General features: G+C 37.9%; 15 protein-coding genes. 8 read left to right on the top strand and 7 right to left on the bottom strand.

What is annotated here, in order from left to right; genetic code table 11:
- Positions 1–6: 6 nt before the first annotated feature.
- Positions 7–1,497, top strand: a complete 1,491-nt coding sequence (locus tag ACFOOI_RS13440) for an ATP-binding protein (protein WP_379838497.1) — start codon at positions 7–9, stop codon at positions 1,495–1,497.
- Between the two features lie 41 nt (positions 1,498–1,538).
- Here the strand turns inward: ACFOOI_RS13440 and ACFOOI_RS13435 are convergent, their stop codons facing one another.
- On the bottom strand, positions 1,539–1,877 hold the full coding sequence (locus tag ACFOOI_RS13435) for a n-acetylglutamate synthase (RefSeq protein ID WP_379838496.1): 339 nt from the start codon (positions 1,875–1,877) through the stop codon (positions 1,539–1,541).
- A 58-nt stretch (positions 1,878–1,935) separates the two neighbouring features.
- Positions 1,936–2,637 carry a hypothetical protein gene (locus tag ACFOOI_RS13430; protein ID WP_379838495.1) on the bottom strand — a complete coding sequence of 234 codons (702 nt, stop codon included), beginning with the start codon at positions 2,635–2,637 and terminating at the stop codon, positions 1,936–1,938.
- Between the two features lie 596 nt (positions 2,638–3,233).
- Between ACFOOI_RS13430 and rplK the strand changes: the two genes are divergently transcribed.
- The 6 genes from rplK (at position 3,234) to rpoC (ending at position 13,898) form a co-directional block, all read left to right on the top strand.
- Positions 3,234–3,671, top strand: a complete 438-nt coding sequence (rplK, locus tag ACFOOI_RS13425; RefSeq protein WP_379838494.1) for a 50S ribosomal protein L11 — start codon at positions 3,234–3,236, stop codon at positions 3,669–3,671.
- A 57-nt stretch (positions 3,672–3,728) separates the two neighbouring features.
- Positions 3,729–4,427, top strand: a complete 699-nt coding sequence (gene rplA, locus ACFOOI_RS13420) for a 50S ribosomal protein L1 (RefSeq protein WP_379838493.1) — start codon at positions 3,729–3,731, stop codon at positions 4,425–4,427.
- 2 nt (positions 4,428–4,429) lie between these two features.
- Positions 4,430–4,963: a 50S ribosomal protein L10 gene (gene rplJ / locus ACFOOI_RS13415; protein WP_379838492.1), complete on the top strand. Its 534-nt coding sequence runs from the start codon at positions 4,430–4,432 to the stop codon at positions 4,961–4,963.
- 80 nt (positions 4,964–5,043) lie between these two features.
- On the top strand, positions 5,044–5,424 hold the full coding sequence (rplL, locus tag ACFOOI_RS13410; RefSeq protein WP_379838491.1) for a 50S ribosomal protein L7/L12: 381 nt from the start codon (positions 5,044–5,046) through the stop codon (positions 5,422–5,424).
- A gap of 275 nt (positions 5,425–5,699) precedes the next feature.
- Complete coding sequence (gene rpoB / locus ACFOOI_RS13405) at positions 5,700–9,557, top strand: DNA-directed RNA polymerase subunit beta (RefSeq protein ID WP_379838490.1); 3,858 nt, start codon at positions 5,700–5,702, stop codon at positions 9,555–9,557.
- Positions 9,558–9,593: 36 nt separating this feature from the next.
- Entirely contained in the window at positions 9,594–13,898 is a 4,305-nt protein-coding gene (rpoC, locus tag ACFOOI_RS13400; protein ID WP_379838489.1) for a DNA-directed RNA polymerase subunit beta', read from the top strand.
- A 128-nt stretch (positions 13,899–14,026) separates the two neighbouring features.
- On the opposite strand, the gene ACFOOI_RS13395 is transcribed toward rpoC, so the two are convergent.
- The 3 genes from ACFOOI_RS13395 to ACFOOI_RS13385 all read right to left on the bottom strand — a co-directional run bounded on the left by ACFOOI_RS13395 (position 14,027) and on the right by ACFOOI_RS13385 (position 16,700).
- On the bottom strand, positions 14,027–14,710 hold the full coding sequence (locus ACFOOI_RS13395) for a hypothetical protein (RefSeq protein ID WP_379838488.1): 684 nt from the start codon (positions 14,708–14,710) through the stop codon (positions 14,027–14,029).
- A 72-nt stretch (positions 14,711–14,782) separates the two neighbouring features.
- Positions 14,783–15,880, bottom strand: a complete 1,098-nt coding sequence (locus ACFOOI_RS13390; RefSeq protein WP_379838487.1) for a glycosyltransferase family protein — start codon at positions 15,878–15,880, stop codon at positions 14,783–14,785.
- 1 nt (position 15,881) lies between these two features.
- Positions 15,882–16,700, bottom strand: a complete 819-nt coding sequence (locus ACFOOI_RS13385) for a UDP-2,3-diacylglucosamine diphosphatase (protein ID WP_379838486.1) — start codon at positions 16,698–16,700, stop codon at positions 15,882–15,884.
- A gap of 228 nt (positions 16,701–16,928) precedes the next feature.
- On the opposite strand from ACFOOI_RS13385, the gene ACFOOI_RS13380 reads away from it, so the two are divergent.
- On the top strand, positions 16,929–17,066 hold the full coding sequence (locus ACFOOI_RS13380) for a helix-turn-helix transcriptional regulator (protein ID WP_379838485.1): 138 nt from the start codon (positions 16,929–16,931) through the stop codon (positions 17,064–17,066).
- 5 nt (positions 17,067–17,071) lie between these two features.
- On the opposite strand, the gene ACFOOI_RS13375 is transcribed toward ACFOOI_RS13380, so the two are convergent.
- Positions 17,072–17,827, bottom strand: coding sequence for a carboxypeptidase-like regulatory domain-containing protein (locus ACFOOI_RS13375; RefSeq protein WP_379838484.1), 756 nt, complete (start codon positions 17,825–17,827; stop codon positions 17,072–17,074).
- A complete protein-coding gene (locus tag ACFOOI_RS13370) occupies positions 17,805–19,043 on the bottom strand; it encodes a M14 family zinc carboxypeptidase (protein WP_379838483.1) in 1,239 nt (412 codons plus the stop codon). The genes ACFOOI_RS13375 and ACFOOI_RS13370 overlap by 23 nt, the downstream gene beginning before the upstream one ends.
- Positions 19,044–19,047 lie beyond the last annotated feature (4 nt).

Raw genomic sequence — 19,047 nt, 5'->3', positions numbered from 1 at the left:
ATGGAAATGCATCCTTTATTAGCAAAACAAATAACGAAGCACTTAGGTGAAGAAGCCTTGGCTAATCCTGAATTTCAGTCTTTGATTAAGATTGTCTCGGCTTCCTATGAATCGTATGATAGAGACAAAAAAATCACCGAACATGCTTTCGAAATTAGTGAAAGAGAGTATCAGGATGTATTACAAGATCTCAAAAAAGAGAATGACCTCAAAAAAGAATCCATTGAAAAGGTAAAGCAGACCTTAATAGTTTTGGATGAAAAAAACGCTTCAGCTATCAAAGACTCTGACGATCTTTTTGAAATTATTGAGTTATTAAACGACCAGATTAGCGTAAAAAACGAGCTGGAACAAACACTTTTGGTAGCAAAAGAAAACGCCGAAAAAGCAGCCAAAGCCAAGTCTGATTTCTTGTCGGTGATGAGCCACGAGATTAGAACCCCGCTTAACGCTATTATAGGTAATATCCATATTCTTAAGCAAGAGGTGCACCTCCCTCACCAAGAAGAATTTATTAGTACCCTTCAGATATCGGCTCAAAATCTTATCAATTTAATAAACGACATTCTCGATTTTAGTAAAATAGAAGACGGTAAAATTAAACTTGACAAGAAGCCGTTCTCGTTGGCAACTTTGCTGAGCGATGTAAAAGCAACCAATAGATTTAGGGCAGACGAGCATCAAAACAAGATAAATTTAAATATCGATTCCGATGTGCCAGACATGGTTATGGGAGACTCTTTGAGACTGGGCCAGCTGCTCAATAATCTAGTGTCAAATGCCATTAAATTTACCAATAACGGTAACATCGACATTAATGTTTCGGCTGTGGAAAAAGGTGCTGAAAAAGCCAAAGTAAAGTTTTCTGTCGTTGATTCAGGTATTGGAATCGAAAAACAAAACATTGAAAAGATATTTGAACGCTTTACTCAGGCAAACTCTAATATCACCCGTGAGCATGGAGGTTCTGGTTTAGGGCTAACCATTATTAAGAAACTTCTCGAACTCATGGATAGTCAAATCCACGTAGAGAGTACATTTGGAGAAGGGTCTAATTTCTATTTCACGCTTGAGTTTAATTTAGATAAAACCGTAAAAGTTGTTTCTGCCGATAAAGAAGATAATGCTCCCGCTACGCTCGAAGGCGTCAAAGTACTTTTGGTAGAAGATGTGAAGTTCAATGTCATAGTAGCTAAAAAGATGATGGAAAATTGGAAAATCATCATCGACCTAGCCGAAAACGGCCAAGTGGCAGTAGACAAAATCAAAAACAATAAATATGATGTGGTTTTGATGGATCTGCAAATGCCGATTATGGATGGTATTTCGGCTACTAAAGCTGTGAGAGCTATGGGAAATAGTACCCATATAATAGCACTGACCGCCTCAGTTTCTAACGATACTCAAGCTGAGGTATACGCATGCGGCATGAATGACTATCTCACAAAACCATTTAACCCGAAAGACCTCTTTGAAGCTATTCGTAGGGCACTTTAAGTGTTTGGTTTTAAAAGAATAAAAGAGTGCTTGATTTTAATTCAACACTCTTCTAATAGAGACTCGCCCTCAGTGCAATCGCCGGAGGTCCATCTCCATTTTTCATAAAGTCTGATTTTGCCGTCTGCTAATATTTCTGGGGAAGACTCACATACGCCAGTCATCAGTTCTCCAGCTATATTTATGTGGTGATACCTCATTTTGATATTGCCATTCTTGTCCACAATTCCTATCAAGTGGCCTTTAACTATTTGACCTCCTTTGTATTCAGAAGTTATAATCTGCCCGTCTTGTTTGTATTCAAAGATAGTCTCTCCCGAAGTCTCACCGTTTTTACTGTTACTTTTAGGCTTAAAGGTTTTGTTATTGTAATTTATCATAAAAGGCAGGTTGTTTTTTATTAAAATTAACCAAACTTTACTTTAAATACCTAAAAAACTATTTGGTAAACAAGCCCACTTTGTTTTCAGAGTTGCTTAAGCTGGTCATGTGCTTTATTGAGTTTCTTTTTATTTCAGAGTTAAGGTCTTTAGCCAAAATACTTTTTTCATTATTTATTAGAACTTTAGTATCCTCTGATGGTATTTCAATCCAACCAGTGCTGCTAATTATGTAATATTTGGTAGCTATTTCAAACCATACCTTCTGATTATTCGCTTTCGCCAATTCGATTCTTTTCTCGAAGTTAAGTTTGTCATTTACACTTTCAAATGCTTTAAGCACTTCGGTGTAATTTTGGCCTTTTTCAGTCATTACAAGTTCACCAAATGACTTGCCACTAGGTAGAGCTTTGTTTTTTATTCCAAAATAATATGAAGCATGCATGTTTTCGCTAAGGTCACCCCAATGTTCTTTTTGGCTAAAAGTCTCATATCCATCTTTTTTGATTTTTAATACGAAATGAATCTCTCCTTTGTCTTGGGTGGAAACTATTAGGTCGAAAAAGCCATTTTCATTAGTTGTCCCCAAAAAGTGATTGTTTTCGTCGAATATTTTGGCTGCATTTAAGGGTTTTAGATTGTTAGCGTCCATTACTATTCCAGTCAAATAGATGCTGCGTTTCGCAAAAGTAGGAACTGCTACAATTATAGAAACACAAAATGACGCTATGAGGGCTTTTAATGCATTGGTAATTTTCATGTGAAATATAGGATTAGTAGATTAAAAAGTTTTATAACTAACGTTATTAATGGATTTCTATTTTACGAGGGTCTTTATATATTTAAAAAAAAAGAATAGGTTTTGTTTGGGCTTGCTTGTGGTCACGTTTAATAAGTTCTAACTCTATTCTCGGAGCCGAATGTTGAGTTTTTTCAAAAAAAAGGCAGTGATTTGAAAGCTACTATGAATTTCTAACTCGTTTAAGTGCAATTATTATTTTATATCAGCCACAGGCCAAAATACACTTATCCACTTAAAAGGCAGTATTTTAGCCACAATTATAGGAAAAAATATTTTTTGTGTAAATTCTCAGTTTATTTCTTAATATTTTTTTGATGTTCTAAAACATTTATCTACCTTTGCAGTCCATTTTGGGCAGCTTGTCCATTTTGGCGAAGTTTTTCTCTGTCTCTTGTCATATTATCAATATGTTAGGCTTCCCCTGAGGAGTAATAGAAAAACCTTGGAGAATCGGATGACCATTCGCGTATTCTTCTTTTGATTGTGACTAAAGAGAAAGGGTTGTGGATTGAGTTCGTTAGTTCGTATTTCTCAAATTTTAAATTTTCAAAACAATGGCGAAAGAAATCGCAGGATACTTAAAGTTACAAGCAAAGGGTGGCCAAGCCAACCCAGCACCTCCGATTGGTCCAGCTCTAGGTTCAAAGGGTATCAATATCATGGAGTTCTGTAAGCAGTTCAATGCTAGAACACAAGATAAAATGGGTCAAGTGGTTCCTGTATTAATCACGTATTTTACAGATAAATCATTTGATTTCGTAATCAAAACCCCTCCAACCGCAGTGTTGCTAATCGAGGCTTCTAAAGTTAAAAAAGGTTCAGATCAACCTAACCGTAATAAAGTTGGGTCAGTTACTTGGGATCAGGTTAAGGCAGTAGCCGAAATCAAAATGCCAGATTTGAACTGCTTCACAATAGAGTCTGCCATGAAAATGGTTGCAGGTACAGCAGGTAATATGGGCTTAACTATATCAGGTGACAGTCCGTTTTAATTTTTACAAATAAACAATGGGAGCTATGGCTAGAACATGGCGTTAATTACCAAAATTATGGCTAGAATAAGCAAAAAAAGAAAAGAGGCACTTTCGAAATTTGATGCTACACAAGCATACTCATTAGAAGAGGCAGCTAAGATTTTGAAAGAAATCTCATACACCAAGTTTGATGCATCAGTAGATGTTGACGTTAGATTGGGTGTTGACCCTCGTAAAGCAGACCAAATGGTTAGAGGTGTGGTAGCTCTTCCTCACGGAACAGGTAAAACAGTAAAAGTACTTGTACTTTGCTCGCCTGACAAAGAAGAAGAAGCAAAAGCAGCTGGTGCAGATTACGTAGGTCTTGACGATTATATTTCTAAAATCGAAAAAGGGTGGACTGATATTGATGTAATCATCACTATGCCTACCGTTATGGCGAAACTTGGTCGTCTTGGTAAAGTGTTGGGCCCTAGAGGTTTAATGCCAAATCCTAAGTCGGGTACAGTTACATTAGAGGTTGGTAAAGCAGTGCAAGAAGTGAAAGCTGGTAAAATCGACTTTAAAGTTGACAAAACAGGTATCATTCACGCAGGTGTTGCAAAAGTATCATTCGATACCAAAAAGATTGCCGAAAATGCCCTTGAGTTAGTTCAAACATTGATTAAACTTAAGCCATCTTCAGCAAAAGGGACATACGTAAAAAGTATATCATTGTCAAGCACAATGAGCCCTGGAATACAGATTGACAAATCAACTATAACAGGATTGTAATCATGAGAAGAGAAGAAAAAGCAATTATCATTTCAGAGCTTAGTGAGAAATTTGCTACTACTCCTTATTTCTATATTGTAGACGCAGGTGGCATGTCTGTTGCGAAAACCAACAAACTAAGACGCCTTTGTTTCGATAGAGGAATTGAGTATAAAGTAGTTAAGAATACACTCATAGCTAAGTCTCTTGAAACACTCGACACTGATTACACGCCTTTCAACGAATCTGTTCTTAAAGGTTTTTCAGGTATCATGTTTCACCCTGAATCGGGTAAAACTGCTGCCAAACTTATCAAAGATTTCTTAAAAGAAAATAAAGATTCAATCAAGCTTAAAGGAGCTTCAATAGACGGTGGATTATTCGTTGGTCACGACCAATTAGATACACTAGAGAAGTTGAAATCTAAAGCTGAGATGATCGGTGAGGTAATTGGACTTCTACAGTCGCCTGCTAAAAATGTACTTGGTGCATTGCAGAGCGGAGGTAACAAATTGGCTGGTATTCTTAAAACTCTTTCAGAGAAAGAAGCAGCCTAAATTTTTTTTAACTGGGCTTCACACGGTGTGATTGTCCAAATTTTTTAAACTATAGTAATTACTATCAAAATTATATAAAAATGGCAGATTTGAAGGCATTCGCTGAACAATTGGTTAATTTGACCGTTAAAGAAGTAAACGAATTAGCGGCTATTCTTAAAGACGAATACGGTATTGAGCCAGCTGCTGCTGGTGCTGTAATGGTAGCTGGTCCAGCTGCTGGTGGAGATGTTGAAGCTGCTGCAGAGCAAACAGCTTTTGACGTAATCCTTAAAGCAGGTGGTGCTAACAAACTACAAGTAGTTAAGTTAGTAAAAGACCTTACAGGTTTAGGTTTGAAAGAAGCTAAAGAATTAGTTGATTCAGCTCCTAAAGCATTGAAAGAAGGTATCGCTAAAGACGAAGCTGATGCTCTTAAGAAGCAATTAGAAGAAGCTGGTGCGGAAGTAGAAATTAAATAATTTCTCGTAAAGCATTTACAATCAGACTCTGGTCAAAACGTTATAGTTTTGGCCGAGTCTTTTTGTCGTTTTATGTAGCCACTGATTTTACACACACAGAAACTCGAGTTTTTAACTCATTTTATAAAGATACTTATCCGATACACTTCTGTTTTCGTAGGGCAGATGAAAAGGGGTAATTGTTTTTCTTCACTGCGATTTTGAAAGCCCAATGCACTTAGCACTAAGCTTTTGCAAGTTATTTAAATTATTAATCATTTAAACAATTTAAAACCTTGAAATTGACAGAAACCGGAAGGAAGTCCTTTGCAAGCGTTCAACCTCCATTGGAATATCCAGATTTCCTTGATATCCAATTGCAGTCGTTCACCGAATTTTTCCAAATTGATACTCCAGCTGAAAGCCGTAGAGCCGAAGGTCTGTATCAAACATTTATGGATAATTTTCCAATAGCAGACTCGAGGGAGAACTATGTACTAGAGTTCGTTGATTACACAATCGACCAACCAAAATACTCTGTAGATGAGTGTATCGACAGAGGTTTAACGTATTCAGTGCCATTAAAAGCAAAATTAAGATTGCTTTGTAACGACTCTGATAACGAAGATTTCGAAACCATGGAGCAGGAAGTGTTTTTGGGAAATATCCCTTACATGACTGGTAGAGGTTCGTTTGTAATAAACGGAGCTGAAAGGGTTATCGTATCGCAACTTCACCGTTCGCCAGGTGTATTCTTCTCTATGTCGAAACACACCAATGGTACAAAACTTTACTCTGCTCGTGTTATCCCAATGAAAGGATCATGGATAGAGTTCTCTACTGACGTAAATAACGTCATGTATGCATACATTGACCGTAAGAAAAAATTCCCTGTAACTACCTTACTTAGGTCAATCGGTTACGGTTCTGATAAAGAAATACTTGATCTATTTGGTTTATCTGAAGAAGTAAACGCCAATAAAACGAATCTTAAAGGAGTAATCGGAAGGAGACTTGCTGCTAGGGTTCTTAAAACTTGGACAGAAGACTTCGTAGATGAGGACACAGGTGAGGTAGTTTCGATAGATCGTAATGAAGTTATATTAGAAAGAGATTCTGTTATAACTGAAGACGATATCGCATTAATACTTGATACGGATCAGAAATCAATCATTCTTCACAAAGAAGATGCGAACGTTTCTGAATTTAATATCATTTATAATACACTCCAAAAAGATAGCTCAAACTCTGAAAAAGAGGCTGTTGAGCAAATCTATCGTCAGTTAAGAAATACAGAGGCTCCAGATGAAGCTACTGCCCGTGAAATTATTCAAGGCTTGTTTTTCTCTGACAAACGTTATGACCTTGGTGAAGTAGGTAGATACAGAGTTAACACTAAACTTAACCTTTCTACATCTCTTGAAACTAGAGTTTTAACTAAAGAAGATATTATTTGTATCGTTAAATATCTAATCGGATTAATTAACGCGAAAGCTGTAGTCGATGATATTGATCACCTTTCAAATAGACGTGTGCGTACAGTAGGTGAGCAGCTTTCAGGTCAGTTTGGCGTGGGTCTTGCTCGTATGGCCCGTACTATTAAAGAAAGAATGAACGTACGTGATAATGAAGATTTCAAGCCTGTTGATTTGATAAACGCTCGTACTTTGTCTTCTGTTATTAACTCGTTCTTTGGTACTAACCAACTTTCGCAGTTTATGGATCAGACAAACCCACTTGCTGAGATTACTCACAAGCGTCGTTTATCTGCCTTAGGACCTGGTGGTCTTTCTCGTGAAAGGGCTGGTTTTGAGGTTCGTGACGTTCACTACACGCACTATGGTCGTCTGTGTACTATCGAAACTCCAGAGGGACCAAACATTGGTCTTATTTCATCTCTTTGTACATATGCAAAGATAAACTCAATGGGCTTTATCGAAACTCCTTACATGAAGGTTGAAGACGGTAAAATGTCAGGCAATATTGAGTATCTAACAGCTGAAGAAGAAGATGGTAAAAACATCGCGATGGCAACAGCCGATGTTAAAAACGATGGTAGCTTTACAGTAGATTCATTGAAATGTAGATTTGAAGGAGATTTTCCACTTAAGAGTCCAAAAGACATTGAGTATATGGATATCGCCCCTAACCAAATCGTATCTATTGCCGCTTCGTTAATTCCTTTCTTAGAACATGATGATGCCAACCGTGCCTTGATGGGATCAAACATGCAGCGTCAAGCAGTTCCATTGCTTCGTCCTGAAGCTCCAATTGTGGGTACTGGTCTTGAAGGTAGACTTGCTCGTGACTCTCGTACGCTTATTGTAGCTGAGGGAACAGGGGTAATCGACTACGTTGATGCTAAGAAAATTGTAGTTAACTACGAATGGTCAGATGATCAAAGATTGGTGAATTTTGATACCAACTTTAAAACTTACGACCTAATTAAGTTTAGAAGAACCAACCAAGATACTTGTATTAACCTTCGTCCGATAGTTCTTAAAGGAGAAACAGTTAAGAAAGGTCAAATTTTGGTAGAAGGTTATGCTACTCAAGGTGGCGAGCTTGCATTAGGAAGAAACCTTCAAGTTGCCTTCATGCCTTGGCAAGGATATAACTTTGAGGATGCGATCGTAATTTCTGAAAGAGTGGTAAGAGAAGACGTATTTACGTCAATTCACATTGAGGAATTTGACCTTGAAGTAAGAGATACTAAGCGTGGAGAGGAAGAGCTTACAGCTGAGATTCCAAACGTATCTGAAGAGGCTGTTAAAAACCTTGACGAAAACGGTATCGTAAGAACTGGTACTCACATCAAAGAAGGTGATATCTTGATTGGTAAGATTACACCAAAAGGTGAGTCAGATCCAACGCCAGAAGAAAAACTTCTAAGAGCAATCTTTGGAGACAAAGCGGGTGATGTTAAAGATGCATCTAAAAAAGCTTCTCCTTCATTAAGAGGGGTAATTATAGACACTAAGTTATTCTCTCGTCCTACGAAAGAAGAAAGAGTGAAGCATAAAGAAGAGGTGAAAATCTTAATGAAAAATCATAGCAGAACCCTTATGGGACTTAAGTCTTTGATGATTGATAAGATGGTAGAACTTCTTGATGGTGAAACTTGTAATGGCGTTAAACATAAATTTGGAGAAGAACTTATCTCTAAAGGAGTTAAGTTTAACCGATCAAACATTACCAATAATCTATTCCCTGAGAAAAACCCGTTTGTTGACGAAAGCTCGTATAACGTTCCTGAAGAAGCAAACCTTTTGGGTGACATTATTTTAGAAGGATGGGTAAATGATACTGATAAAAACGCAATGCTTGTAAGCCTAGTTAAAAACTACCTTACCAAGAGAAGTGAGCACATTGGTATATTTAAAAGAGAGAAATTTGTACTTGAAGTAGGCGATGAACTTCCTGCTGGTATTGTGAAATTGGCTAAAGTTTACATCGCTAAGAAGCGTAAGCTGAAAGTGGGTGATAAAATGGCCGGTCGTCACGGTAACAAAGGTGTTGTAGCTAAAATAGTTAGAGAAGAAGATATGCCATTCCTTGAGGATGGGTCTACCATGGATATCGTGCTTAACCCTCTAGGTGTACCTTCGAGGATGAACATCGGTCAGCTATATGAGGTTGTTTTAGGATGGGCTGGGCGTAAGCTAGGTCGTAAATATGCAACCCCTATTTTTGACGGTGCATCTGCAGAGGAAGTAAGCAACGAACTTAAAGAGGCTGGATTGGCAGAATTTGGTAGAACACAACTTTATAATGGTCTTACAGGTGAGCCTTTTGATCAAAAAGTTACGGTTGGTATCATGTATATGCTTAAACTAGGTCACTTAGTAGATGATAAAATGCACTCTCGTTCTATCGGACCATACTCACTGATTACGCAACAACCATTGGGTGGTAAAGCTCAGTTTGGTGGTCAGCGTTTTGGAGAAATGGAGGTTTGGGCATTAGAGGCATTTGGTGCTTCTCATGTACTTCGTGAGATTCTTACTCTAAAATCTGATGATGTTTTGGGTAGAGCGAAAGCATATGAAGCAATCGTGAAAGGTGAAAACCTTCCGAAAGCTAGTATACCAGAGTCCTTCAATGTATTGGTGCATGAATTAAGAGGTCTTGCACTTGAAATCACTCTTGTTTAATTAAAAATATATCATTTTCATTTAAAGCATTAGAAAATGTCATTAAAGAAAAATAAAAAGCTAAATAGCGATTTTAATAGCATAACCATTAGTTTGGCTTCTCCAGAATCAATTCTGGAGGGCTCTTTTGGTGAAGTGACACAACCCGAAACTATCAATTACAGAACTTATAAGCCAGAAATGGGCGGTTTGTTTTGTGAGCGTATTTTTGGGCCAGTTAAAGACTGGGAATGTCACTGCGGTAAATACAAGAGAATTCGTTACAAAGGAATTATCTGTGACCGTTGTGGAGTAGAAGTAACAGAAAAGAAAGTGCGTCGTGAGCGTATGGGCCATATTGAGCTTGTGGTTCCAGTTGCCCATATTTGGTATTTCAGAAGTTTACCAAACAAAATTGGTTACCTTCTTGGACTTTCGTCAAAAAAACTAGACCAAGTTATTTACTACGAGAGATACGTAGTTATACAAGCCGGCCTTAAAGAAGAAGACGGGATCGCTCAGATGGACTTCCTTACTGAGGAAGAGTATTTGGATATTATGGACAAGCTTCCAAGAGAAAACCAAATGTTGCCAGATGAAGATCCTATGAAATTCATCGCCAAAATGGGTGCTGAGGCTCTATATATGTTGTTAGGTAGAATACAACTTGATGAGTTGTCTTATCAGTTGAGACACCAAGCAGCTACAGATACCTCTCAGCAACGTAAAGCAGAGGCTCTTAAAAGACTTAAAGTTGTAGAATCTTTCAGAGATGCTTCTACAAGGATAGAAAACCGACCTGAGTGGATGGTAATCAGAATGGTTCCAGTTATTCCACCAGAACTACGTCCTTTAGTTCCACTAGATGGAGGTCGTTTTGCAACGTCTGACTTAAATGATCTTTACAGAAGAGTAATCATAAGAAATAACCGTCTTAAGAGACTATTAGAAATAAAAGCTCCTGAGGTAATCTTACGTAACGAGAAGCGTATGCTTCAAGAAGCAGTTGATTCACTTTTTGATAACTCAAGAAAAGTTAACGCAGTAAGATCAGATGGTAACCGTGCCCTGAAGTCACTTTCAGATATGCTGAAAGGAAAGCAAGGTCGTTTCCGTCAAAACTTATTAGGTAAAAGGGTTGATTATTCTGGTCGTTCGGTAATCGTAGTAGGACCTGAGCTTAAATTGCACGAATGCGGTCTTCCAAAAGACATGGCAGCTGAGCTATTTAAGCCTTTTGTTATACGTAAACTGATAGAAAGAGGAATAGTGAAAACTGTTAAGTCTGCTAAGAAAATAGTAGATAGAAAAGATGCAGTTATCTGGGATATACTTGAAAACGTGTTAAAAGGTCATCCGATCATGCTTAACCGAGCTCCTACGCTTCACCGTTTAGGTATTCAAGCATTCCAACCTAAGTTAGTTGAAGGTAAAGCAATCCAACTTCACCCATTAGTTTGTACCGCATTTAACGCCGATTTTGACGGTGACCAGATGGCCGTTCACGTGCCGCTAGGACAAGAAGCTGTAATGGAAGCATCAGTATTGATGTTATCTTCTCACAACATTCTTAACCCTGCAAACGGAGCTCCTATTACGGTACCTTCTCAGGATATGGTTTTGGGTCTTTACTATGTAACTAAAGGTAAGAGATCTACTCCAGAAGAAATCGTTGTTGGCGAAGGTAGAACTTTCTACTCAGCAGAAGAGGTTATTATTGCCCTTAACGAAAAGCAACTTTCTCAGCACGCTTTCATAAAAGTGAAGGTGAAAATTAAAAATGAGAAAGGTGAATTAGTAGAAAAAATTATAGAAACAGTAGCTGGTAGAGTATTATTTAACCAGTTTGTTCCTGAAAAAGTAGGATATATTGACGAACTTCTAACAAAGAAAAAACTACAAGGAATTATCGGTAGAGTTTTCAAAGAAGTAAGTTTTGCTCGTACTGCTCAGTTTTTGGATGAGATCAAAGAATTAGGATTCCAGTCTGCCTTTACCGGAGGTTTGTCTATCGGTTTAGGAGATATCATGATTCCTGAAGAAAAACAAGCTTTGATTGAAAACGCAAGAACTGAAGTTGATGAAGTTCAAAGTAACTACATGTTTGGTATCATTACTGAGCGTGAGCGTTATAACCAAATTATCGATATCTGGACGCGTGTAAACACTAGATTGAGAGAAACACTTCTTCGTCAACTAGAAGACGATCGTCAAGGATTTAACCCAGTATATATGATGATGCACTCTGGAGCCCGTGGTTCTCAGGAGCAAATTCGTCAGCTTGGAGGAATGAGAGGTCTAATGGCCAAACCTCAGAAAAACATAGCTGGTTCTGTAGGTGAAATCATTGAAAACCCGATTTTGTCTAACTTTAAAGAAGGTCTTGACGTACTTGAGTACTTTATCTCTACCCACGGTGCTCGTAAAGGTCTTGCCGATACAGCCCTAAAAACTGCCGATGCAGGTTACTTGACTCGTCGTTTACATGATGTAGCTCAAGATGTGGTTGTTAATGAGGAAGACTGTGAGACATTAAGAGGTATCAATGTTTCGGCATTGAAAGAAAACGATGATATTATTGAGCCATTATCTGAAAGGATATTAGGTAGAACTTCGGTTCACGATATCATTGATCCTTTAACTAAAGAATTGATCTTAGCAGCTGGTGAAGAAATCACAGAGGAAGTAGCGGAAAGAATTGACGAGACTTCGATAGAAACTATCGAAATCCGTTCGGCTCTTACTTGTGAAACCAAAACCGGTATTTGTGCCAAATGTTATGGTAGAAACCTAGCATCAGGAAGAATGGTAGACGTAGGTGAAGCAGTAGGTGTTATTGCATCACAGTCTATTGGAGAGCCTGGTACTCAGCTTACACTACGTACCTTCCACACAGGGGGTACCGCCATGAACGTTTCGGTAGAAGCTAATTTGAGAGCTAAGTTTGCAGGTAAAGTAGACTTCGAAGAAGTTAGAACTGTAGAATTAACGGATGCTGAAGGTAATATAAAAACTATCGTAGTAGGTCGTAGAGGTGAAGTTAGAATTATCGACGAAACTACAAATCAAATCCTGATTTCTAATAACGTGCCTTACGGTTCTACATTAGAAGTTAAAGATGGTCAAATGGTAGCTAAAGGTGATGCAATCTGTCACTGGGATCAGTTTAACGCAGTTATCCTTACTGAAAATGACGGGGTAGTTGAGTATGATGCCATTATAGAAGGTGTTACATTTAGAGAAGAAGCCGATGAGCAAACTGGTTTCCGTGATAAAGTTATCACAGACTCTAAAGATAGAGCTAAAAACCCTGCCATCATGATTAAGTTCAAAGACGAAGTTAGAGAGTATAACCTACCTGTTAATGCTCGTCTAATGGTAGAAGATGGTGCTAAAGTAAAAGCGGGTACTATCTTAGCTAAGATACCAAGAGCAATTAACATGAACCGAGATATCACAGGGGGTCTTCCAAGGGTAACAGAGCTTTTCGAAGCACGTAACCCGTCTAACCCTGCTGTAGTTTCTGAAATCGACGGTGTTGTTTCTTACGGTGCTATCAAACGTGGTAACAGAGAGATTTACGTAGAGGCAAAAGACGGCACCAAAATGAAGTATATGGTGTCATTGTCAAAACTTATCTTGGTACAAGAAGGAGACTTTACCCGTGCGGGTGAGCCACTTTCTGACGGTGCTATAACACCTGCAGATATTCTTCGTATTAAAGGACCAACAGCTGTTCAGGAGTACTTGGTTGATGAAACACAAGCCGTTTATCGTCAGCAAGGGGTAAAAATCTCTGATAAGCACATTGAGACTATCGTACGTCAGATGATGCAAAAAGTAGACGTTATTGATGCTGGAGATACTATGTTCTTAGAAATGCAAGCCATTGATAAATGGACTTTCAGAGAAGAGAATGACCGTATTATAGATAAAAAAGTAGTAGTTGATGCTGGTGCTTCTGAGGTCTTCAAACCGGGTCAAATCATCACTAACCGTGAGTTTAGAGACGAGAATGGTAGACTTAAAAGAGAAGATAAAAAACTGATGACTGTTAGAGATGCAAAACCTGCGGTTTCTCAAGTTATTCTTCAAGGTATCACTACCGCTTCGTTAGGTACTGAATCATTTATCTCAGCTGCTTCGTTCCAGGAAACTACGAAAGTGCTTTCTGAAGCTGCAGTAAAAGGTAAACGTGATGATCTAGCGGGTCTTAAAGAAAACGTAATTGTAGGTCACTTAATACCTGCCGGAACAGGACGTAGAACATACCAAAACATACAAGTTAATAGTGTAGAAGAGGTAGAAGCTGCAAACCTAAGAAGGGTATTGGAGCCTCGTAAGAGAGAATATGTAGATTGATATTCTGTCAATAGATAATTTTAAAAAAGGCTGTTCATTTATTTGAGCAGCCTTTTTTTTGAATTTTTCTCATAAAAAATGCCCCTTAAAAATTAAGAGGCATTTTTGATATATAGTAATTGGTTAAATCATTTACAATTGGCGTGAGTGTTAATAGTAACATGGAGTTTATTCCATGAGTTTGAAACTAGTGTTTTTACTGCTTCCGGGCAATCCTTCATTGCTTCGGTTCCCCATTCTTCATAATTACTCTTTGTGATTTTATACGCGGGATTATCGCCTTGTTTCACATAATAAGAGCGGTCTAGTCCCCCAACTTTAAGTGGCCCATAGCCTACAGAAACAGTTTCTCTTGCAAATGGGTCAAAGAATACCTTGATTTTGTTGTCGAACCCAATGTTTACGAGTTGCATCAGCAAAGGCTTTATTTTGCCTTTCATTTCTACTTCTGTGAACTCAAAATAGCCATAACCTTCACTTACTCGCTCGCTTTTAAGGTCTTTTGAAAGGTTTGTGCCTACTTCCATTTGCTTAGAAAATTTATCTAAGCCGGAAGCCGGCAAATACATTTCTTTGATTTCTTCTGGAGTAAAGGTTTTTTTCTTTCCATTTACTTTTAAAGTGATTTCCGAAATGTTTCCTTTTTTTCTGTCTAAATCTTCAATTGTTCCCTCTACTTTTTGGCCATTTTGGAGGGTTAAATATGCTGGTTTTTTAGAAGAAAATCTATCAAAGCCTTCCATAAAACTTTGAGCATGAGCAAATGAAGTAGCTAACAAAAAGATAGCTAAAATGTAAAGTTTGTTTTTCATTAGTATATTGTTTTTTTATTAAAAGTATAAAAAAAATAACACTTTTGGGAGGTTTGTATGGGTATTATTTGTTCAGGCAAATTCAAGTTTTGGGCTTTGTAGGTTGTTGATTCCCAGTTCATTTAAGAAAAATGATGACGTTTGGTTTAGCCAAGGCCGGTGGTTATGTTTTTTGTTTTTTAGAATAAAAAGAAAACGCTCAAATGATGCGACGTTAATTTCCATTTCGAAGTGGCCTGCTTGGGCTCTTTGTGCATCTATAGCATTGCAGTGCTGCTCATAGTGATTAGGCACAGGGATCATCATTACGGGTTTGTTGAGGTACATGGCTTCGCATGCAGACTCAAACCCTGCAGTGGTAATTATAGCCTTACAAGAAGCCATCTTTTCTAAATATTTATCAGCAGAAATTGGATTTATTTTGATGTTATCAGGCAATTCTAATGTTTCATCCCATGTATTCAAAAAACACTCAAAGTATTCATTTGGATAAGCCTTTGCAATCGGAATTAATCTTTCTAATAGTGAACTTTGAGTTAAATAGACCAATATGAAATTCTGTTCTGATGGCCCTAATTTCTTTATTTCTTTTCTTAAAAGCGGGGGAGTGGTTTTAATATTTTTATAGTTTTCAAACGCTGAAAATGACAAAGCGAGTTTTTTTGTGCTTCCCCAAGCGGTTATAGTTGAGTTAATATTCACTGTGAGGCGATCTAAGTAGTGTTTTTTAGGGTGATTAAATTTGGGGTTTAATAATAAATATTGGTGCCCTATGGCATAAACAGGTATGTTTTTATTTAAAATGCCTGAATAGACTCCTCCCAAAAAGTCGTAGAAATTTATTATTGCGTCTGGTTTTAAAAGCTCTACTGTGGTTTTTATTAACCTAATGCTGTTTATGTATTTTGGTAATTTGGGTAGCGAATACTTTAATGTTTGTCTGATACTTAAACCTTTGGTTTTGGGATTATATGCCAAAGCTGGACTTTCAAAGGGAATTAAGTCGAAGCCTACATTGGTTTTAAATAACTCAGGGGTTTTACTCAAGTCTGAAGTACCAAAAAGAGCCGCACAAACCTGGTGCCCGTTTTCTTGTAAAATCTGAGATAGGGCAATCGCCTGAGTTTGGTGTCCGCGGCCCTCCCCTTGTATGATAAATAGGAATTTCATATTATAAACTGGCTACCAACCGTTGGTGATTTTCTTTATTTAATACCTCTATTACGGGTTCTTTTTCGGTTTTGGGCTCAATGTGGAAATACACGAGACTCCAGTTTCCTTTAAAATCTTCAACCAATGCAGATAGGGTTTCTACCCAGTCGCCGGAGTTCATGTAGGTGATTCCGTCTATTTGTTTGATGTCTGCTTTGTGTATGTGGCCGCATATTATTCCGTCGCAGTTTCTTGATTTCGCCAGTTCGGCTAGTTTTTCTTCGTAGTCTGAAATGTAGTTTACGGCAGCTTTTACTTTTTGTTTAATAGACTGAGAAAGCGAATAGTAGGGGAGTTTGCGAAATTTGCGGTATTGGTTGTAGACTTTGTTGAGCCAAAGCAAAAATGTGTAGCCAATGTCTCCCATGTGAGCCAACCACTTCATTCGACTTGTCACAGAATCAAAAACATCACCATGGGTTATGAAAAAACGTTTTTCGCCTGAGTTAAGGATATAGTCACGTCTTATTTGGAAGTTTCGGCCTACTACAAGCGGCATAATTTGGTCTAGAAAATCGTCGTGATTACCTCTTATATAGGTTACCTTTGTGTCGTACTTGTCCATGAGTTTCAACACAATTCTGAAAAAACCGGTGTGGTGTTTTTTCCATGAACCATATTTTTTTAACTGCCACCCGTCTATAATGTCGCCATTAAGAATTAGTCTTTCGCATGGATTTTCTTTAAGAAAAGCGGTGGCTTCGCTGGCTTTTGACCCTGAAGAGCCAAGGTGAATGTCAGACATAACCACAGTTTTGTAAGCATATTTTTTACTCAAAATCGTATAATTATATGGTAGCAAAACTATCAAATCAGTGTTAAGTCACTGTTTAGTAGATGTTATGATAATGATAACAAAAAAGCCATAACGAAATTTTGGTTTCGCTATGGCTAACAGGCTTGATTAAAATAATGGGTAATGCGGCTTTATAAACCTTTTTAAAAAATAAATCACAATTTTCTAGACATGTAGCATGGAGATTTAAAGCTCGCGGCGTATTTACGAATGAACCTTTCTACTAAAGAAATAGCTCAGCTGCTCAATATCACCATTAGAAGTGTGGAGTTAAAAAGATATAGACTTCGTAAAAAACTGGGAATTAGCTCTGACGAAAACTTGAATGATTTGATGATGAGTATTTAGGCAAATCACCTGATTTTTCTGTAAATACGATTTTGTCTGAAATCTCCGGCGTATTTGAGTATTTCGAAGGTTAGTTCATAGTCTGTGGCTGTAAGTACAAACTCCTGTTGGAGGTTACAAAACTTCATGAAATCGTCGAGGTCTTCTTCTCTTAGGTGGGTGATTTGAGCCACCACTTGTTTGTTGTACTTGAGGTCTGCATAAAACGTCTTTACATCCTCAAACTGCATGTCTGCAAGTTTTCGTTTTGATTTGCCTTCTTTGCTCCAAAGGTCATAAAGGGCGTCTATAGATATACCAATGCCGGGTTGACTGGTGTTAGTGTTTATCATGTTTTTGAGGGTCTGATTTCGCATGGCTTTCGAGTTATTTGGGTTTGCCAAAAAATCCAAAATCTCTTTGTGCATGTCAGACAATTTTTTGTCTTTAACCACCAACTCGTCAAGCATGATGGGCTGCTGCTTTACGTTAATAACGGGTTGTTTGTTTTTGCCATCCCACTTAAAGCCTTTTCTTTCGTAACCGATGTTTGTGATTATAATAGAATCTGACGCCAAGGCTCTTAAATAGAAGTCTCCCTTTTCGTTGGTAACTACTATTTCTCCCGATCGCTTATTTAGAATATTTACATTTGCTACACCTTTAACAGTGGTGGAGTCAATCACTTTTCCAAATATTGATTTCTCTTGAGCTTTTAAGGTGCTAACTGTAAAAGTCAATAGCAGTAAGATCCAAAATTTATTTTTCAATAATTCTTCCATTTATAATTAAAATGAGCTCGTTTCCTTTGTCGATAACGAAACTCGCCTTTTCTCCTTCTAATATTTCTAAAGGAAAAGGGCCGTATTGTTTATAGGTTTCTTTTATGCTGGGGTAGGCTTCTATTGACTTTAGAAGACCTCCTTCGGCGTCTATTTCTTTTATTCCCCAAAATACCGATAGGTCTCCGAGGTCTTCTATTACACTAGTTACGCTAAAGTCTGAGGCGTCGCTATTGTTTTTTTCTTCTAAATTAACTCCTAAATCAATTTCAAAATTGCCTTTAGGAGCTTCAACTGTTAAGTTTTTTATTTTTAAGTCAAAAAGGTACTTCTCGTTTTGCACAATAGCACTATAATTCTCAATACTGTATGAGGTATAAGACTCTAAGGCGATGCTCTCCAATGCTGACAAAATTGCCACAAAATTTAGTTTACGAATAAACTGTTTTTCGGTGTCATTCGGGTAGCCACCTGACTCAATCAAGATCAAACTGCTACCCCATTTTTGAATATTGTCGCCAAATGCTCGGGGTTCAAATTCGTCAGAAAAACGTCCGATTGCGTTTGGAATGAAAGCTTGTAAATCAGCATTCATTTTAGCAATAACTTGGGCCGCCTTGGTTCGGTTTTCGTTCCATTCGCGGGCTTCGTTATATGCCGTGGCCAAAAACGATATGGTGGCTTGCTTATTAGATGCCCCTGCACTGTATCTGATGTTTTGGTCGTGGAGGTTAAAGCTAAATTCGGGTGTTAAGGTCAATACCTGATTTTTCAAAATCTCGCTCTCAGGACACTTAAGTGCCACGGCGTCGCGGTTCATGTCTATGCCTTGAGCAGTTCGTCTGATAAATCTTTCGGCCCCATCGGGGTTTAGCATGGGTATAAAATGTAGCTCAAGTTTGCTTTCAAGCAGCTTTTTTATTTCTAAAAACTCTCCTGATGTATTTTGGAAAAAATTAAAAATATCGAAAAGTGCCATGGTAGCAGTGGCTTCGTTTCCGTGCATTTGCGACCAAAGTAAGATTTTCTTTGGGCCATTTCCAATTACTACTTTCTGTATTTCTCGGCCTTCAAAAGACTTCCCGAGACTTACTTTTTCAAAAGGAAGCTTGTTTAAAAGCTCCACTACCTTGGTGTGTTTAAATCTTCTGTGGTTTAATTCAGGGTTTTTAAACTGTTCATAGTTTTGAAAAAAGGTCTCGGTCAAAGCGGTCATTTTA

The sequence above is a fragment of the Lacihabitans lacunae genome (assembly GCF_042649125.1).
Classification (GTDB): domain Bacteria; phylum Bacteroidota; class Bacteroidia; order Cytophagales; family Spirosomataceae; genus Leadbetterella; species Leadbetterella lacunae.
Note: the sequence above shows the minus strand (reverse complement) of the source record. Positions and strands in the feature narration are given on the sequence as shown.